General features: G+C 62.4%; 11 protein-coding genes and 3 pseudogenes. 4 read left to right on the plus strand and 10 right to left on the minus strand.

Annotation, left to right across the window (positions count from 1 at the left end):
- Window positions 1–97: 97 nt before the first annotated feature.
- The 6 genes from gabT to AB7933_RS12665 form a co-directional block, all read right to left on the minus strand.
- A complete protein-coding gene (gabT, locus tag AB7933_RS12640; RefSeq protein WP_024074580.1) occupies window positions 98–1,384 on the minus strand; it encodes a 4-aminobutyrate--2-oxoglutarate transaminase in 1,287 nt (428 codons plus the stop codon).
- A 262-nt stretch (window positions 1,385–1,646) separates the two neighbouring features.
- Window positions 1,647–2,735 (minus strand): ABC transporter ATP-binding protein, encoded by a 1,089-nt coding sequence (locus AB7933_RS12645; RefSeq protein ID WP_024074581.1) that lies wholly within the window; start codon window positions 2,733–2,735, stop codon window positions 1,647–1,649.
- A 159-nt stretch (window positions 2,736–2,894) separates the two neighbouring features.
- Window positions 2,895–4,355 carry an NAD-dependent succinate-semialdehyde dehydrogenase gene (locus tag AB7933_RS12650; RefSeq protein ID WP_024074582.1) on the minus strand — a complete coding sequence of 487 codons (1,461 nt, stop codon included), beginning with the start codon at window positions 4,353–4,355 and terminating at the stop codon, window positions 2,895–2,897.
- A 270-nt stretch (window positions 4,356–4,625) separates the two neighbouring features.
- Window positions 4,626–5,420, minus strand: a complete 795-nt coding sequence (locus AB7933_RS12655) for an ABC transporter permease (protein WP_024074583.1) — start codon at window positions 5,418–5,420, stop codon at window positions 4,626–4,628.
- Window positions 5,421–6,347, minus strand: a complete 927-nt coding sequence (locus AB7933_RS12660) for an ABC transporter permease (RefSeq protein WP_024074584.1) — start codon at window positions 6,345–6,347, stop codon at window positions 5,421–5,423.
- Window positions 6,348–6,669: 322 nt separating this feature from the next.
- On the minus strand, window positions 6,670–7,722 hold the full coding sequence (locus AB7933_RS12665) for an ABC transporter substrate-binding protein (protein WP_024074585.1): 1,053 nt from the start codon (window positions 7,720–7,722) through the stop codon (window positions 6,670–6,672).
- A gap of 475 nt (window positions 7,723–8,197) precedes the next feature.
- Here AB7933_RS12665 and AB7933_RS12670 point away from each other — a divergent pair, with 475 nt between their 5' ends.
- The 4 genes and pseudogenes from AB7933_RS12670 to AB7933_RS12685 form a co-directional block, all read left to right on the plus strand.
- Complete coding sequence (locus tag AB7933_RS12670) at window positions 8,198–9,298, plus strand: ABC transporter substrate-binding protein (protein WP_024074586.1); 1,101 nt, start codon at window positions 8,198–8,200, stop codon at window positions 9,296–9,298.
- Window positions 9,299–10,586: 1,288 nt separating this feature from the next.
- Window positions 10,587–11,636, plus strand: a pseudogene (locus AB7933_RS12675) (sensor histidine kinase); the annotation flags it as partial.
- A 207-nt stretch (window positions 11,637–11,843) separates the two neighbouring features.
- Window positions 11,844–12,179 (plus strand): annotated as a pseudogene (locus AB7933_RS12680) (response regulator transcription factor); the annotation flags it as partial.
- Window positions 12,180–12,698: 519 nt separating this feature from the next.
- Window positions 12,699–13,040, plus strand: a pseudogene (locus AB7933_RS12685) (ATP-binding protein); the annotation flags it as partial.
- A 73-nt stretch (window positions 13,041–13,113) separates the two neighbouring features.
- On the opposite strand, the gene AB7933_RS12690 reads toward AB7933_RS12685, so the two are convergent.
- The 4 genes from AB7933_RS12690 to AB7933_RS12705 form a co-directional block, all read right to left on the minus strand.
- Window positions 13,114–13,869, minus strand: coding sequence for an ABC transporter ATP-binding protein (locus AB7933_RS12690; RefSeq protein WP_024074588.1), 756 nt, complete (start codon window positions 13,867–13,869; stop codon window positions 13,114–13,116).
- A complete protein-coding gene (locus AB7933_RS12695) occupies window positions 13,863–14,909 on the minus strand; it encodes a FecCD family ABC transporter permease (protein WP_024074589.1) in 1,047 nt (348 codons plus the stop codon). Before AB7933_RS12695 ends, AB7933_RS12690 begins: the two co-directional genes overlap by 7 nt.
- Window positions 14,906–16,060 carry an ABC transporter substrate-binding protein gene (locus AB7933_RS12700; protein WP_024074590.1) on the minus strand — a complete coding sequence of 385 codons (1,155 nt, stop codon included), beginning with the start codon at window positions 16,058–16,060 and terminating at the stop codon, window positions 14,906–14,908. The genes AB7933_RS12695 and AB7933_RS12700 overlap by 4 nt, the downstream gene beginning before the upstream one ends.
- A 64-nt stretch (window positions 16,061–16,124) precedes the next feature.
- On the minus strand, window positions 16,125–18,497 hold the full coding sequence (locus AB7933_RS12705; protein WP_371128908.1) for a TonB-dependent siderophore receptor: 2,373 nt from the start codon (window positions 18,495–18,497) through the stop codon (window positions 16,125–16,127).
- Between the last annotated feature and the right edge of the window lie 46 nt (window positions 18,498–18,543).

Consider the following 18,543-nt stretch of genomic DNA (forward strand, 5'->3'; position numbering starts at 1 on the left):
GACTTGCTCCTGAGTAGGCCATGCCGGTTCCATCATGATTCAGCCCAGGGCCCGACACTGCCGGGACAGGTCGGGCCGGGTGTTACCGTTACTGCACTCAGCAGGCGGCCAACGCTTTGTCGAGCATCTGCAAGGCTTCTGCCACTTGCTCTGGAGTGGTCACCAGCGGCGCGAGGAAACGCACTACGTTGCGATGTACACCGCACTTGATCACCAGCAAACCGGCGTTTCGGGCTTCATCGATGACCTTTTGCGCCAGTGCTGCATCGGGGCTACGGGCGGCATCGTCGGCGATCATTTCGATCGCCTGCATGAAGCCCAGGCCGCGCACGTCACCGATTCTCGGGTAACGTTTCTGCAAGGCCAGCAACCCGTCATGCAGTTGGGCTGCCAGTGTCTCGCCCTGTGCCAGCAGATCCTGCTCTTCGAACAGGTCCAGCACGGCCAGTGCCGCAGCACAAGCTACTGCGTTGCCACCATAGGTGCCGCCCAGGCCGCCCGGCGTCGGTGCGTCCATTATCTCGGCGCGACCGACCACGCCAGACAGTGGCATGCCGCCGGCCAGGCTCTTGGCGACGGTCACCAGGTCGGGCTGGATGTCGGCATGCTGGAAGCCGAACATCGTGCCGGTACGGCCGAAGCCCGCCTGGATCTCATCGAGGATCAGCACGATGCCGTGCTGGGTGCAGCGGGCGCGCAGGGCTTGCAGGAATTCTTTGGGGGCCGCAAGGAAGCCGCCATCGCCCTGGACCGGTTCGATGATGATCGCGGCGACACGGTCCGGCGCCACGTCGGTGGCGAACAGCTCGTCCAGCTCGGCCAGCGCATCATCGCTGCTGACGCCGCGATAGGCGTTGGGGTAGGTGGCGTGATAGATCTCGGCGGGGAAGGGGCCGAAGTTCTGCTTGTAGGGCTGGCTCATGCCGGTCAGGGTCACGCCCAGCAGGGTACGGCCGTGGAAGCCACCGCGGAAGGAAATAACCGCGGTGCGATTGGTGTAGCCACGGGCGATCTTCACCGCGTTTTCGACGGCTTCGGCACCGGACGTGAACAGCACGCTTTTGTAGTGGGCGTCGCCGCCGATCAGTTTGTTCAGGCGCGCGGCGACCTGAATGTAGTTTTCGTAGGCCACCACCTGGAAGCTGGCATGGGAGATCTCGCCGACCTGCCGACGCACCGCCTCGACCACCTTCGGATGGTTATGGCCGACGTTGAGCACGCCGATGCCGCCGACGAAGTCCAGGTAACGCTTGCCATCGACATCCCACAGTTCGGCGCCCTGCGCGCGCGCCGCGACCACCGGGTGGGCGGTGGCGATACCACGCGGTACATGCTGTTCGCGCAGGGCCAGCAGGCGTTGGTTTTCAGTCAGTGCAGAATTCATCTCGATCTCCGTGAACGCCGAAGGTGGCGGGTGATGTCATCAGGATAAGGATTGCCCGGAACCACAAGCGCTGAACTTGGGGTGCCGCGCGCTGTGATCGACTGTTTTGCAGGGGTGTGACGAAATATTTCGCTGCGCAGGGCGCAGGGTATCGTTTGCGTCAGAAACGACATCGGCCCATGGCCGTGCGATTTGTCGGCGGGACCTTGAATGGTTGACGCCGGCAAACCGTGCTGCCATGGGCCGATAGGTTCTGGCTGAATCAAACCCCGGCGCGTGGCACGACGATGGTGTCTTCCGGATGCAGGCGCATCATCATGGGGGCGCCGATGGGCGGCAGGCTGAGGTTGCCTTCATGATGGCTGGGTTGGCGCAGGCTGACCGTTGGCCCACCTTCGAGGTCGACGAACACCTTCAGGCTTTCGCCCTGGAAAACGATGTCTGCCACGCGGCCACGCAGACGGTTCCACTCCGGCCCCGAGCTGTTGTTGTCCAGCAGCAGTTTTTCCGATTGCAGGGCCAGGAACACATCGCCCGATGCCGGCACCGGACGGGTGGTGCGCAGTGCTGTGCTGCCCAGGGTCAAGCCGTTGTCCGCACTGCGTTGCAGCGGCACCAGGGTGCTCTCGCCGATGAAGCTGGCGACGAAATCGTCGGCCGGGTGATCGTGCAGGCGGCGCGGTGTGTCGACCTGCACCAGCTGGCCGCCGCGCATGATTGCGATACGGTCGCTCATGGTCAGGGCTTCGCGCTGATCGTGGGTCACGTAGATCATGGTGGCGCCCAGGCGCTTGTGCAGGGCTCGCAGCTCGATCTGCATGATTTCGCGCAGTTGCTTGTCCAGGGCCGACAGGGGCTCATCCATCAGGATCAGCTTGGGTTCGAAGACGATGGCGCGGGCCAGGGCCACGCGCTGGCGCTGCCCGCCAGACAGCGCCGCGATGTTGCGGTCTTCGTAGCCCGTCAGTTCCACGGTCGCCAGGGCGCTCTTGACCCGGTCGCGGCTTTTGCTGGCGCTTTCGCCACGGGCACGCAGTGGAAAGGCCACGTTTTCGCCGACAGTCATGTGCGGGAACAGCGCGTAGTTCTGAAATACCACGCCGATTTCGCGTTTGTGCGGCGGCATCAGAGTGACGTCGCGTTCGCCGAATAAAATGCTGCCGGAACTGACCCTGATAAAACCACCCAGAATGCTCAACAAGGTGGTTTTGCCTGAACCGGACGGGCCCAGCAATGACATGAATTCCCCGGCTTCGACCTTGAGGTCCACGTTGTTCAAAGCCTTGAGGTTGCCGTAGTGCTTGCACACCTTGTTAACGCTGACCGATTCAAAACCTTCAGTGAAATTCATGAAGCGTCGTCCTCTGTAGAACCAGGGATTGCCCGATAAGCCTGCTGGTTATCTGAACACAGGCATGGGCCTGGTTCGTGCCGTTTTGGGGGGCCGGACCAACATGATCTGCTGTCCGGTGCGAGTGGGGGACCACAGGCTGCTTTATGCCCGCCTCAATCAGTCCAGGCCGCCGATGTGCCAGGCCTTTATCTCGAGAAACTCGTCCAGGCCATACTTGGAACCTTCGCGGCCGGTGCCCGATTGCTTCATGCCACCGAAGGGCGCCACCTCCATGGAAATGATCCCGGTGTTGAGCCCGACCATGCCGAACTCCAGGCGTTCGCCCATACGCCAGGCGCGGCGCATGTCCTGGGTGAAGTAGTACGCGCCGAGGCCGTAGGGCGTGGCATTGGCCAGGGTCAGTGCCTCGGCCTCATCCTTGAAACGGAAAAGTGGAGCGACCGGGCCGAAGGTTTCTTCCGTGGCCAGCAGCATGTCGGCGTTGGCGTCGCGCAGCACGGTCGGCTGCACATACAGCCCCTCGCCTTGAGGTACGCCGCCGATGGCGATGCTCGCGCCTTTCTCCAGGGCGTCGTTGATGTGCCGTGCCACCTTGTCCACGGCGGCGGCGTTGATCAGTGGCCCGATGGTGACACCGCTTTGCAGGCCGTTGCCGACTTTCAACTCGGCAACGGCAGCGCACAGGCGTTCGGCGAAACGATCGTAGATGCCGTCCTGCACCAGGATGCGGTTGGCGCACACGCAGGTCTGGCCGGCATTGCGGAATTTGCTTTGCATGACGCCGGCGATGGCCAGGTCAAGGTCGGCGTCGTCAAAGACAATGAACGGCGCGTTGCCGCCCAGTTCCAGGCTCAGGCGCTTGATGGTGGCGGCGCACTGGCTCATCAGCAACTGACCGATCCGGGTGGAACCGGTGAACGACAGTTTGCGCACATCGGGGTTGGCGGTCATCTCGCCGCCGACCCCGGCAGGCAGGCCGGTCAGGACGTTGAACACGCCGGCCGGGATGCCCGCGCGCTCAGCCAGTACCGCCAGTGCCAGGGCCGACAGCGGGGTCATCTCCGACGGCTTGACCAATACCGTGCAACCGGCCGCCAGGGCGGGGGCGCATTTGCGGGTGATCATCGCGTTCGGGAAGTTCCAGGGGGTGATGGCCGCGACGACGCCGATGGGTTGCTTGAGCACCAGAATGCGCCGGTCGGCGGCAGGCGAAGGGATCGTGTCGCCATAAACTCGCCGGGCTTCTTCAGCGAACCACTTGACGAAACTGGCGCCGTAGGCGATTTCGCCACGGGACTCGGTCAGCGGTTTACCTTGTTCGGTGGTCATGATCAGCGCCAGGTCTTCCTGGTTTTCCATGATCAGGCCAAACCACACCTCCAGATAGCGCGCGCGTTCGGCGGCAGGCACTTCGCGCCAGGCGACGAAGCGCGCTCGCGCGGCCTCGATCGCGCGGCGGGTTTCAGCGGCCTGCAACGCCGGCACCCGGGCAATCACGCTGCCATCGGTGGGGTTGGTCACGTCGATCGTCGCGCCGTCATCGGCCTCGATCCAGGCGCCGTTGACGTAGGCGCGTTCGACAAGCAGGGAAGGGTCACGCAGTTGGTTTTTCAACATGATCAGGGCCTTGAGGGTGCGAACGATGGGTCCATTGTAAAAAGCCCCGTCCAGTGGCCGATGCCGAGATACGCCTGCGCACGGGTGATAGATGCTGAAATGAGGCGCGTGACGGCAGGCTGTGCTGGGGCTGGAAATTGCCTGGGTCGTGTGATCGGCGGGTAAGGAACAAAGCCCCGGAAACGCCTTTGCCCGCGTGGGCGGTGCCGCGCGGACATTGATGATGTCCAGCACACCGCCCACGCGGGCAAAGGCGTTTTTGAGGAAGGATCAGTGCTTGTTGCGCCCGGCGATCAGCACCAGGATCAGGGAGGCCAGGATCAGGATCGAACTGATCGCGGCAATGGTCGGGTCGATCTCGTCGCGCAGCGCCGTGAACATGCGCTTGGTCAGCGTCTGGTTGTCGCCACCGGAGATGAACAAGGCCACCACGGTTTCATCCAGCGAGGTGATGAAGGCGAACAGCGTGGCCGACACCACGCTCGGCTTGATCTGCGGCAGGGTCACGGCCATGAACGCGCGGAAGCGGTTCATGCCCAGGCTGCGTGCCACCATTTCCTGCGACATGTCGAAATTACGCAGGCCGGCCAGCAGCGCGATGATCACATAGGGCAGGGCGAGCATAATGTGCGCCAGCACCAGCCCGGTCAGCGTGCTGATCAGGCCGACCCGGGCATACACGAAGAACACGCCGGCGGCGATCAGGATGATCGGCACCATCATCGGCAGCAGCAGAATGATCTGCAACGTACGCACCACCTTCAGGCTCGAGTTGTTGATGGCGTAGGCGGCCGCCATGCCGATCGGCAGGCTGATTGCCATGGTGAAGAATGCCGTGATCAGGCTGACCCGTGCCGCTGACATCCACTCCACACTGTTGAAGAACGCCTCGTACCAATGGAAAGACCATTGTTTGGGCGGGAACTGCAGGAAGCGTGCTTCGGAAAACGACATGGGCACCACGATCAACACCGGGATGATCAGGTACAGCAGGATCGCCGCGACCACCACGGTGAACAGTACGTGGGACAGGCGCAGGTGACGCAGGTTGGCAAGCAGGTTCATTTAGCGAGCTCCCAGAATGCGTTCGATGGGAATGAAGCGATTGATGCCCCAGAAAATCAGGAACACCACGAACAGCAGCACCAGGCCGACCGCACTGGCGGCGCCCCAGGCGTGGTACAGCTCGACGTTGCGTTGCACCAGCATCGACACCAGGATCGTGCGACCGCCACCGAGCAATTCAGGGGTGATGAAGAAGCCCAGGCAAATGACGAAGACCAGGATCGAACCGGCCATGATCCCGGGCGCCGCCATTGGCAGGAACACGCGGCGGAAGGTGTAGAAGGGTTTTGCGCCCAGGCTTTCCGACGCTTGCATGAGGTCCTGGGGAATCTTCTTCATCACCGAATACAGCGGCAGGACCATGAAGGGCAACATCACGTGCAGGGTGCCGATCACCGTGCCGGTGGTGTTGTGCATCAGTGTCAGGGGCTGGTCGATGATCCCCAGGTCCATCAGCGTCTGGTTGACCAGCCCGCGGCGTTGCAGCAGCACCAGCCAGGCATAGGCACGCACCAATACGCTGGTCCAGAACGGCAGGATCACGCAGATCAGGATGAGGTTGGCCCAGAGACCCTGCAGGCGCGAGGCGGCGTAGGCGATGGGGAAACCCATCACGACCGACAGGATGGTCACCATGAAGCTGATCTTGAAGGTCAGGGCGAAGGTGTCCCAGTAGATGGTTTCCTGGAAAATCCGGACGTAGTTGGCCAGGGAAAACCCTTCCTCGGTCTGGACCGACTGCAAGGCCAGCCAGCACAGGGGCATGATCAGCAGCACCACCACTATCACCAGCGCGGGGGTGAGTAGCAACAGCATCGAGGTGTGTTCCTTGCGCTCTTCGCGGGCCAGGGCCTGTTCGCTGCTCAACGGTGGTTGGGGCTGGTCGCTGGAGTCGGGCATGGATTTGGCGAGATAGGCGTTTGACATAAAGACCTCTCGTCACTGCAGGGGGCTGGAGGGAATCCAGCGCTGGCGGACAGTGCTGGCGGCAATCGTCCTCACGGACTGCAAGGTGCGGTGCTCGGATAGTGTCATGTAGGGAACTCCCAATGGTGGGCAGGTACGTAGGGCGAGCGCGAGTTGTCTGCATAGCTCACTCTGCGGGACCCTCAGGTCTAATGTACCGGGATGCCAACGAACGAAGCGGGTGGAATTGGCCGGTGCCGAAGTGCTTTATGTCGAAATCGGGGAGGCAGACGGCATGTCCTGCGCCGAGGCGTCTGGCCCGCGGCGCAGCATCAATCGGCGGTTATTTTTTCTGGACGAAGGCCAGCCAGCGCTCTTCAGCCTTGACCCCGTCCTGCGAGGCCCACCATTGCGCCGAGAGCAGGGCCTGGCGGGAGATGTTCTCGGGGGCGGACGGCAGCTTGGCTTCACGCTCGGCCGGGATCACGCCGGTCTTGAATGCCTCGGGATTCAACGGGCCGTAGTCGATGATCATCGGCAGTGCCGCCTGGAGCTGCGCATCGATGGCTTCGTTGACGAACTTCATCGCCGCCACCTTGTGCGGGGAACCCTTGAGTACGCACAGTGAGTTGGTTTCCAGCACGCCCTGGTTGTAATCGAAGGCCACCGGCGCCCCGGCGGCCTGCACGGCGGTGATGCGGCCATTCCAGGCCTGGATCATGTCCACTTCACCGTCGCTGATCAGCTGCGCCGACTGCCCGCCGGATGTCCACCAGGTGGCAATGTCGGGCTTGATCTGTTCGAGCTTCTTGAAGGCGCGATCAACGTCCAGTGGGTAGAGCTTGTCCACCGGCACGCCGTCTGCCAACAACGCGATTTCCAGGGTCGGGCGCGGCAAGTTGCGCAGGGAACGTTGGCCTGGAAACTTCTTGGTGTTCCAAAAATCGGCCCAGGTCTTGGGTACGTTGTCGCCCTTGAAGGCGTCCGTGCGATACGCCAGCACCGTGGAGTAACTGATGTAGCCGACGCTGTAGTCGTCCTTGAGGCTGTCGGGTATCTGCGCGGCGTTGGGAACCAGCGACAGGTCGAGCTTCTCGAACAGGCCTTCGGCCTCGCCTCGGATGCAATCACCAGTGGGCAGGTCGACCACATCCCAGGTGACTTTGCCGCTCTCGACCTGGGTCTTGATGATCGGATAAGCCTTCGGTGAACTGTCCTGCTTGAGCGTCAAGCCGAGTTTTTTCGCGGCCGGCTCGAGAATCGCCTTGCTCTGGGCGTCTTGGTAGGCACCGCCCTGGGAAACGAATGTGATGTCCTCGGCCATGGCCTGGGTAGCGCCACCGATGAACAGGGCCAGGCTCGCGAGTTTGAAAGCTGTAGTGCGCAATGTGCTCATGGAAAGACTCCGAATGGTTGGCAGATTTCTTGGGCGAGCTGTCGTTTTTGTTGTCGGTCGCTCTGCGGGACCATGGAGGTCTAATGTACTGGCTTGCCCACGAGTGAAGCGGCTATGAATGTGCGGATAAAAAGCTGTTTATTGCGAAATTCTCAACGGTCACGGTATTTCGTGCGTCGACTGCAGGGGAGGGCGTCGAGAGCGTCTCGTCCGTAGCGGTTTCGCTGGGGGATCTATCCGATGCGGTGTTTGGCGTGGCGTCGGCCTAGTTGGTGGGGCGCGGGCTCATGCAAGCATTGGTTGAAATTCTCTATGGCCGCGGGCGAAGCGGGCACTTTGATACTATGATGACTGTCAATCTCCATTCCGCCGGGTGGCTTCTCCAACCAGATCAACCAAATCAATCAGTCGATCCAGGCTGTCGGCAAGTGCAGGTGGATTGCTGTGGGTAAATCCTAAGAAGATGGAGAGCAGTATGAACACTCAACCCATCCACAAAATCTTATGGCACCTCGCCGGCTGCGTGACCGGGCTGGCAATGGTTGCCGCCAATCCAGCCCAGGCTGCCGACGGCGGCATCGCCGGTGGCCCTACCGCAAGCTATAGCATTGCCTTCAGCAACTCCTACGCGGGCAGCGATTTCCGCAAAGTGATGGTGAGCAATTGGCAGGCGATGGCGCTCCAGGCGCAGAAGGATGGCTTGATCCGGGAGGCTCCGGTGGTCAGCGCTAATAACTCGGCGTCGGAACAAGCGGCCCATATCCAGGACATGATCGTCAAGGGCGTCAATGCCATCGTCATCCTGGCCGCGTCTGACACGGCCCTCAATGGGGTGATCCGCGATGCCTGCAACGCCGGCATCGTGGTGGTGGTCATGGCCAGCCTGGTCACCGAGCAATGCGTCTATACCGTGGATTACAACTGGTCTGCCATGGGCCGTGTGGAAATGGATTACATCGCCGAGCGCCTGAAGGGCAACGGAACGTTGCTGGAGATCCGTGGCATTGCCGGCGATGCCACCGATAAAAACATCAGCGACGGCATTCGCAAGGCCGCCAGCGACTATCCGGGCCTGAGATTCGCCAAGACTGTATACGGGAACTGGACGGCTTCCGTGGCCCGCAAGGAGGTGGCGCTGGCGCTGCTATCGCTGCCCAACATTGATGCCGTGGCGACTCAGGGGGGCGACGGTTATGGGGCGGCCATGGCGTTCAAGGCGGCGGGCCGTCCGTTGCCGATCATCGTGATGGGCAACCGTCAGGACGAGCTCGCCCTGTGGAAACAGGAGCGCGATGCCAATGGCTACGAGACCGTCTCTGTCTCTGCCTCCCCGAGCGTCTCTCAGGTGGGTTTCTGGGTGGCCCAGCAGATCCTGGCGGGCAAGCAGGTGCCGAAGTTCGTCGAGGTGCCGCTGGTGCGTATCGATGCAAAAGACTTGGACGCCTGGCTCGCCACTATGCCGGTGGGCGGCGCCGCCAATCCTTTCTACAGCCAGGCTTCCGTTGCGGCGATGATCGACGCTGCCATCAACAACACGGTGTCGCCAGCGCCGCTGCCGGAGGTGACGAAACAGTAGCGGCGGGCGAGGAGGCGAAGCCCCGATGTTGACATTCAAATCGGCCACGGCCAGGCCCATTGCCGTCAGGATTGGCCTGGCAGTTGCCGCACTGGTGTTCTTGATGCTGGCGGTATCGCTGGTGAACCTCTACGGCCTGCGAGGCATGGTGCGTGCGGTGGATTCCGCCAGCCATTCCGCAGAAATTCTGGCCTCGGTCAACGGCGCCACCGGGCGGGTGGAAAACTTCATTGCCACCCGCGATCAGGAAAGCTTGTCCCAGGCCGAAGGCATGGTGGCGACGGCTATCACCGGCCTTGCCGCCATTCCGGTGGCAGAAGCGCAATCGCTCAAGGGCAGCCTGGAACGGCTCGCCGGGGCGATCGCCGCCTTGCGGGCGGCGACCCTGACCATGGATGGCGAAACGGAGAACATGACCGCCCACTACGAGCGAATGCGAGAGGCGACGATCGTCGTCGAACAGGGCATCGCCGATGGGCTGAAGACGCTTGGTGCCCGCGCCACTGACCACCAGGCGCGGGTGAGCAATATTGAGAGTGCCCACCGTATCCTGGATATCCTGCGCAACGGCGAACGGATCATCACCGCCAATGTGGCCAAGGTGCTGGTGACCGGTGATGGGGCGGCCGCCACTGCGGCGAGCAGCGCCTGCGCGGCATTGCCGCCCGTGGTCGAGCAATTGCGCGAGTTGATGGGAGCGCCGCAGGAGGTCGAGACCCTGGGGCAGTTGGCGACGGCGGTCGCTGACGCCTGCCTGGCGGTCGAGCAGCTTGGCGCGGCGCCCAAGCTTCGCGGTGGCGAGGCTTTGCGGCATCTCGGCACCGTTGGGGATGTGGCCGAACGCCTCGAAGTCATGCTGGGTGAAGTGGAGGAGCACGTTGCCCACGAAGCCAGCGACATTCAGGCCGCCACCGGTTTGCTGCAAAATGCGGCCGCATTGTCCAAGCGTTTCGCCGAGCGTGTGGCCACCCTGGAGGCGCAGACGTTGTCGTTTCGCCTGGCACCCTCGGCCGAGGTCGCCAGCGCTGTCGATGCCATCCTCGATGAACTCTCCCGTCTCGCGCGCGTTCTCCCTTCATCGGTAGGGCCGCAGACCGACGCTACGCCCCAGACGGTCAGCGATCAGATCGCCGGCTACCGGGCCGCATTCGCCAGGTTCCATCAGGCGAGCAACGCCTTGAGTGACGCGCGCGACCAAGTTCGCAACGAGGCCCGCAGCGCAGGCCTGTTGGTTGCACGCTTCGCTGGCCAAGCGCGTTCAGACGCCTTGGTCCACAAGGATCGCGGCATGCTCGCGACGATCATCGCGGGCGCCGTCGCCATCCTGCTGGCCGGTGCCATCGCCTGGAGCACCTCGCGGTTTGTTGCGCAGCCCATCGTTGCCCTGGCCTCGGTCATGCGCCGGCTCGCTGCCGGTGACCTGAGCGCCGAGATCGCCAGCGCCGGGCGCGGCGATGAGATTGGGATCATGACCCGTGCGGTGCGGGTGTTCCAGGAGAATGCTTTGCGCATCCGGGTGCTGGAGGCCGAGGCCGAAGCCGAACGACAGCAGGTCCAGGCCTCTTTGGAGAGAATGGTCGATGAACGGACCGACACGCTGCACCGGCAGACCGAGGTGTTGGAGGCGCAGGCCGTCGAACTCATTCAGGCGCGCAACCAGGCCGAGACGGCTAACCGGGCCAAGAGCGATTTCGTTGCCACGGTCAGTCACGAACTGCGCACCCCCCTGACCCTGATTCTCGCCCCCCTGGAGCAGCTCTCAGCGGTGACCACCCCGCCCGCGGACTGGCGTGTGCAAGTCGAGCGCGCCCAACGCAATGCGCTGCGCTTGATGAGCCGGGTGAATGAGATCCTCGACTTTTCCAAGGCCGAAGCCGGCAAGGTGGAGTTGTTTCCAACGTCCGTTGACTTGAACAAGGCGGTAGGTGTGCTGGCCGAGGATGCCGCGCTGGTGGCGCAGGGCAAAGGCTGCACCTTGACCTGCAGCATCGACGCCGCGCTCGGCACGGTGTTCCTGGACCCCCGACACTTCGAGAAGATCGTGCTCAACCTGGTGAGCAATGCTATCAAGTTCACGCCCGCTGGCGGCACCGTGCACGTGGCCGTGACGCCGATTGATGGCGAGCGATTTGAACTCGCGGTGCAAGACTCGGGGATTGGCATTGCGCCTGACAAACTGCCGTTGTTGTTCCAGCGTTTTTCCCAGATCGACAATTCCGCCACGCGCCATTACAGCGGCACAGGCATTGGTCTGGCCCTGGTCAAGTATCTGGCCGAACGGATGGGGGGCGAAGTTGGCGTCAACAGCGAGCCTGGACGCGGCTCATGCTTCTTTGTGCGACTTCCGCTGGGGGCCGAGCAAAGCATCGTGCCGATCGACGCCAGCAATAGGATGCACGAGCGGTCAGCACCGAGCACCACCGAGCAGCGCTACCTGCGTTTCGACGACGGCCGCCAAGGCAGTCGCGGCGACCCGGCGTCGACGCAAGTCGCAGACGACGAGCCCCACCCGGAACACGCCTTGCGATCCAAAGTACTGGTGGTCGACGACAACCCGGAAATGCTCAGCTACCTCAACGAACTTTTGCGCGACGACTACATTGTCGCCACCGCAGCCGATGGAGAACAGGCCTGGGCAATACTGCAGCGTCGCCCCATCGATGTCGTTCTCTCGGACGTGATGATGCCCAAGCTCGACGGCTTTGGCCTGACCGCCAGAATCAAAGCCAGCGCCGGCTTCGCTCATCTGCCCGTGATCCTGTTGACCGCCCGCGGCGGCAGCGAGGCCTGCGTCTCCGGGCTGGAGAGTGGCGCCGATGACTATATCGCCAAACCTTTCTCGCCGCTGGAGCTCAAGGCTCGCGTACGCGCGGCCCTGCGCATGAGCCAGGTGCAAGCCGAACTGAGCGCAAAATCCCGTCAGGCGGGCATGGCCGAAATTGCCACTACGGTGCTGCACAACGTCGGCAATGTCCTCAACAGCGTGAACGTATCGGCAGAGCTGGTCAGCGGTCAGATGCGCAACTCCAAAGCCCAGGGCCTGGGCAAGGTGGCTCAGCTGATGAACGAACACGTCCATGACCTGAGCGATTTCCTCACCCGAGACAACAAAGGGAAGATGCTGCCCGACTACCTGCTCAAGCTGGCGACAGTGGTGACGGCAGAACAACAGGGCATCATTGAAGAACTCGGGCAACTCACCAAGGGCATTGACCACATCAAAACCATTGTCGCAGCCCAGCAGTCCTATGCCGTTGCCGTCAGTGTCGTCGAGACAATCGCGATCTCGGAATTAATCGATGACGCCTTGCGCATGAGTGCCGGAGCACGGGGGCGTCAGGAGGTGACGGTGGTCAAGGACATTGCCGACTTGCCCCTGCTGTCGCTGGACCGGCACCGGGTGCTGCTGATCCTGATGAACCTGATCAGAAACGCCAAGCAGGCGTTGGACGGCGTGATCGATCGCAGCCCGGCCATCACGTTCAACGCCTCTGTTGCGCACGGGCCAGTATTGCGTATCACGGTGGCCGATAACGGCAACGGGATTACGCCAGAGCATCTGGTGCGCATCTTTTCCCATGGCTTCACGACGCGCCAGGACGGTCACGGTTTCGGCCTGCACAGCTGCGCGCTCGCTGCGCAGGAAATGGGTGGCAGCTTGACCGTGCGCAGCGACGGGGCTGGGCAAGGCGCAACCTTCATCCTCGATGTCCCCCTTGATGCCCAGCAGAGTAAGGGATGAACACTGAATCGGCGCATCTGGCTGGTCGATGATAGGTGCGTGGCTGAACCCGTGGCTTGCGTTGGGTACGCCTTCACGTAATACCGTCGATCAAAATATGTCGTTGTCCCCGACTGCACTGCTCGATCCGCGCTTCAACCTGGTACACCTCGCGTAGCATGCGTTCGGTGATCACCTCATGACTCGCGCCGCTGCCCTGGGCGGTGCCGTCGGCAATCACCAATACCTGATCGGCAAAGTGCAAAGCCTGGTTCAGGTCATGCAGGGCGATAAACACAATGACCTGCTGTTTACGGGCCAAGGCGCCCATGAATTTCAGCACTTGCACCTGGCGATGCATATCGAGGGCGCTGGTGGGTTCGTCCATCAACAGGATTTCCGGTTCGCGCACCAATGTCTGGGCGATGGACACCAGTTGCTGCTGGCCGCCGCTGAGTTCGCCCAGGTTGCGGAAGGACAAGTCGCTGATGCCAAGGGCGTCGAGCATCTCGTCCACCCGCTTCAGCTCGTCATCGTGGACGGTCCATTGCGGCGACAGTTGCTTGCGGGCCAGGAGCACCGATTCGTAGACCGTCAACCGCGCACTGGCATTCAAGCCCTGGGGCATGTAGCAGATGCCTTGCTGGCCCTTTTTCGAGTCCTGCAGGATCACCTGGCCAGGCCCGTCGATCAGCCCGGCCATGCGTTTGAACAGGGTGGACTTGCCCGCCGCATTGGGCCCCACCACCGCGACCACCTGGCCGCCGGTGAACGCGGCAGTGGTAACGCCACGGATAATCGTGCGCTGGCCATAGCGGGCACCCAGGTCTTGCAACTGAATCTTCACCATGCGTTTTTCTTCCCGCTGAGGATCAGAGATATGAAGAACGGCACGCCGATCAATGACGTGACGACCCCGATCGGGAAGATCGCGCCCGGGATCAGGGTTTTGCTCACCACCGAACTGGCGGACAGAATCAGTGCGCCGGTCAGCAGTGAGGCCGGCAGGAAGAAGCGCTGATCCTCGCCGATCAACATCCGCGCAATATGCGGGCCGACCAGCCCGATAAAGCCGATGGTGCCAACAAAGGCCACGGGGAACGAGGCGAGCAGGCTGACCATGATCAACGTTTGAAAGCGCAGGCTGCGTACATTGATCCCGAAACTGGCGGCCTTATCGTCGCCCAGTCGCAGCGCGGTCAGGGCCCAGGCGCGTTTGGCAAAGATCGGCAGGGTGATCACGATCACCAGGCAGATCACCCCAAGTTTCGGCCAGGTGGCTTTGGTCAAGCTGCCCATGGTCCAGAACACCACGGCTGCCACGGCTTGTTCGGTGGCGAAAAACTGCACCAGGGCCAATAACGCGTTAAACGTGAACACCAGGGCGATACCCAGCAGCACGATGGTTTCCGCGGTGACCCCGCGACGCATGCTCAGGAAGTGAATCAGCAACGCCGAGAGCATGGCCATGATGAACGCGTTCAGCGGCACCATGTACTGCGCGGCCAATGGAAACAGTGCCACACCAAACGCCAGCCCCATGGCCGCGCCAAAACTGGCGGCGGCAGAAATGCCCAGGGTGAAGGGGCTGGCCAGCGGGTTGTTGAGGATGGTCTGCATCTGGGCCCCGGCCAATGACAACGCCGCGCCCACCGCCACCGCCATCAGGGCGATCGGCAGGCGGATATCCCACATCACTACGCGAATCTGCGCGGGGGCACTGTCCGGCGCGATCAGCGCGCCCAGGACGTCGCTGAAGCTGTAGCTCGCCGGGCCCAGGGCCAGGTCGAGTAGCACGCTGCCCATCAACAGCAGGGCCAGGGCGCCGAGGATCAGGCGTTTGCGCAGGACCAGGCGCCTGTAGGTGTCGCGCTGGATCACCGCCGTCATGGCTTGAGGCTCACGAAGTAACCCGGCTCATAGGGCACTGGCAGGAATCGCTCGTGCAACTCGCGAAACGAAGCGTCAGGGTCCAGGTCGGTAAACAGTGTCGGATGAAACCATTTGGCCAATTGCTGGATGGCCACAAATTGATAAGGGCTGTTGTAGAACTGATGCCAGATGGCGTGGAATGCCTGGTCATCCTGCGCCTTGATCCCGGCATAGGCCGGACGCTGGGTATACCACGCCAGCTTGCGCCGGGCTTGTGCCATGTCGGCACCGGGGCCGACACCGACCCAACGGCCACCGGGAGCAAAGGCTTCCCAATTCGCGCTGGTGACCACCACGTGTTGCGGGTTGGCGACGATCACCTGCTCGGGGTTCAACTGGCCGAAGGTGCTGGGGATGATGTTCCTGGCAATGTTGTCACCGCCGGCCATGTCGACGAAAAGACCAAAGTTTTCATTGCCGAAACTCAGGCAACAATCTTCGGTGTAGCCGCCTATGCGCTCGATGAACACGCGCGGGCGCGAAGGGTGCTGCGCTTTGATGACGTCGGTGACGCGGCGGATCTGCTGGTTGCGAAAATCGATGAACGCTTCGGCGCGCGCTTCTTTGCCAAATAGCTGGCCGAACAGGCGCATGGTGGGCTCGGTGTTCTGCATGGGGTGGTTGCGAAAGTCGACGTACACCACGGGAATCCCCAAGGCGTCGAGTTTCTCGATGTAGCGGGCATCCTCGGTGGCGTGCTGGGCCTCGATGTTGAGGATGATCACATCGGGATGCAGGGAGATGGCCTGCTCGATGTCGAAGGTACCCTCTTCGAAACCGCCAAACGTGGGGATTTTGGCGATGGCGGGAAACTTACGCAGATAAGCGCCATAGGTGTCAGGGTCGGACTGGATCAAATCCTTGCGCCAGCCGACGATGCGTTCAATGGGGTTTTGCGTATCCAACGCGGCGACCAGGTACAACTGGCGGCCCTCACCGAGAATGACTCGCCTGACCGGCAGGTGCACCTTGACCTCGCGCCCGAGCAAATCGGTGACGGTGCTGCGCGCTGTATCCGGCTCGGCCGCTGTTGAAGCCAGTGACCAGCCTGCCAATCCAGCGAATAACAGCGCGGCAATGGCGTAGCTGCGTCGAACAATGGTACCCATGGTTAGAGCCTTTGCTGTGGCCGGGCCGGGGGGCGATTCAACTTGCCGAACGGCACCGAAGGTTTCAGAAATCGACCGAGGTCGACAGTAGAACGGTACGTGGTGAACCTTGAGAGAACGCGCCATAGGAGGCCACGCCCGACCAATACTCGCGGTCGAACACGTTCTGGACGGTGACGCGCAATATCGTCGGGCGCTGGGCGATGCGGGTGCTGTAGCGCGCACCGACGTCGAAGCGTGTCCACGGATCCAGCGCCTGCGTGTTGGCCTGGTCCACGTATTGGCTGGCGGTGTACAAGGCTCCGCTGGTCAGCGTCAGCCCCTCGACCTGCGGCACATCCCATTCGGCCCAGAGGTTGGCCTGGACATTGGGCACGCCAATCGGCTTGTTGCCTCTGTTGGCCGCCACGCCTGTTTCGGTCAGTTGTGCGTCCAGCAGGGTCACGCCGCCGAGCAGGCGCGTACCTGGGCCGGCCTCGCCGGAGACATTCAGTTCCAGTCCACGATTGCGCTGTTCGCCTTGGACCGAAAAGGCACCGCCTGACAGCTCGCCGCTAGGTTTCGTAATCTGGAACAACGCAAGGGTGGACATGACCGTGCCGTAGTCGAGTTTGACCCCGACTTCATGCTGGCGTGAGACGTAGGGGGCAAAGACCTGGCCTGCGTTCGAGGCCGTGGCCGGGGCGATATCGCCCTTGCTCAAGCCTTCGAGGTAGTTGTAATAGAACGACACCCGCTCCCAGGGCCGTACAACCAGCCCGAACAGCGGCGTAGTCTTGCCGTCGTCGTAAGCGGTGGTTACGGCGCCGGCGGTGTTGTAGTTGTTGGAGCGAATGCTCTGCTTGCGCAGGCCCGCAGTGACTTGGACGCGTTGGTCGAGTATCGACAAGGTGTCGGCAACAGCCACCCCGGACAATTCGGTTGCCGAGACTTTCGGCGTCGCTGGCGTTGCGATGTCAACCTTGGGGCGCTCGATCGGCTGGTAAATGTTCGACAGGATGGGCGTGCTGGAAATGATGCCGCGCGACAATTCATCGCGGTAGCGGGTGACTTGCAGCGTGCTGCTGTGGCTGATCGGCCCAGTGTCGAAACGCAGTCGGGCACCGACGTCGACCGTGTAGCGTCGTACCTTGAACTTGTAGTAGCCGGGCGTCGACGAGGTGTCGCCGGCGCTGTTGATGATGGTCGGGGTCTGGTCGGACAGGCGTGCCACATCAGACTTCCCACCGCCGGCATGGCCGAACAGGGTCAGTGCGTCGCTGAGGTCATATTCGCCGCCCAGCAGTGCCGATTCATCCAGGGTTTTCGACCAGCCCCACGCCTGGCTCACGTTGGTACGCCCGTTGGCGGCAGGGGGAATCGGCACACCGTCTGCAATCAGGAACGGGCGTGAGGCCGCGTCGAATTGTTCCTTTTGGGTGATCAGGTCCAAGGTGGTACGCAGGCGATCACCCTGGTAATCCAAGGCGATGGCACCGACCCCGACATCCCGCGATTGCTCATCGATCGCGGTATCACCTGCTTGTAGACGCCCATTGACGCGCACCCCGAATCGTCGATCTTCGCCAAACCGCCGGCTCACGTCGAGGTGAGTGCCGAGTTGAAAGTCCTGGGCGTAACTGGCGGTCACTCGCGTCAGGTCCTCGTCCAGGGAACGCTTGGGCACTACGTTGATGACGCCGCCGACAGCGCTGTTGGGCGACATGCCGTAGAGCAGGGCGCCGGGGCCCTTGACCACCTCGATGCGCTCGGCGTAGTCGGTAAATACGCGGTAATTGGAGGCCACGCCGTACACCCCATCGAACGCGAGTTCGCCGAGGTTGCCTTCGCCCACTGGAAAACCACGGATGAAGAAGGAGTCGACAATCCCGCCTGCCTGGCCGGTAGCGCGAACCGAGGAGTCGCGTTCGAGCACATCACCCACGGTTGTTGCTTGCTGGTCCTTTATCAGGGCTGCGGTATAGGTGCTGACGCTGAAGGGGGCGTCCATCACGTCCGTATTGCCGAGTAAGCCGAGGCGCCCGCCGGTGGCCACCTGGCCACCCGAGTACACGGGTGGCAGGCTGCTGCTGCCGGGTTTTTCCGGGGCCGTCACGGTGGTGGCCGACAACGTGACCGTGCGTTGGACCAGGGTGTAGCTGCCGTCGCTGCGCAACACCATCGCCAGGCCACTGCCGTCCAGCAGGCGGGTGACGGCTGCCTGTGTCGAATAGGTGCCGCTCAGCTCAGGGCTGGTCAGGCCTTGCGTGATCGACGGTTCGAATGACAGGGCAATGCCGGCGTCCACGGCAAAGTTCGAGAGCGTTGCACCGAGCGGGCCTGGGGCAATGTGGTAAGCACGCACCGCGACCGAATCCAATTGCACCGGCACCGCCGCTGAAGCCAGCGCGCACACGGACCAGGCCAGCAGCACGCTGAGTACTGCGCCGTGGACCATGGGTTTGAACGGACGGGCCGGACGCAGGGGCCGTGCTACGAGCATG

This window comes from Pseudomonas gorinensis (genome assembly GCF_042015035.1).
Classification (GTDB): Bacteria; Pseudomonadota; Gammaproteobacteria; order Pseudomonadales; family Pseudomonadaceae; genus Aquipseudomonas; species Aquipseudomonas gorinensis.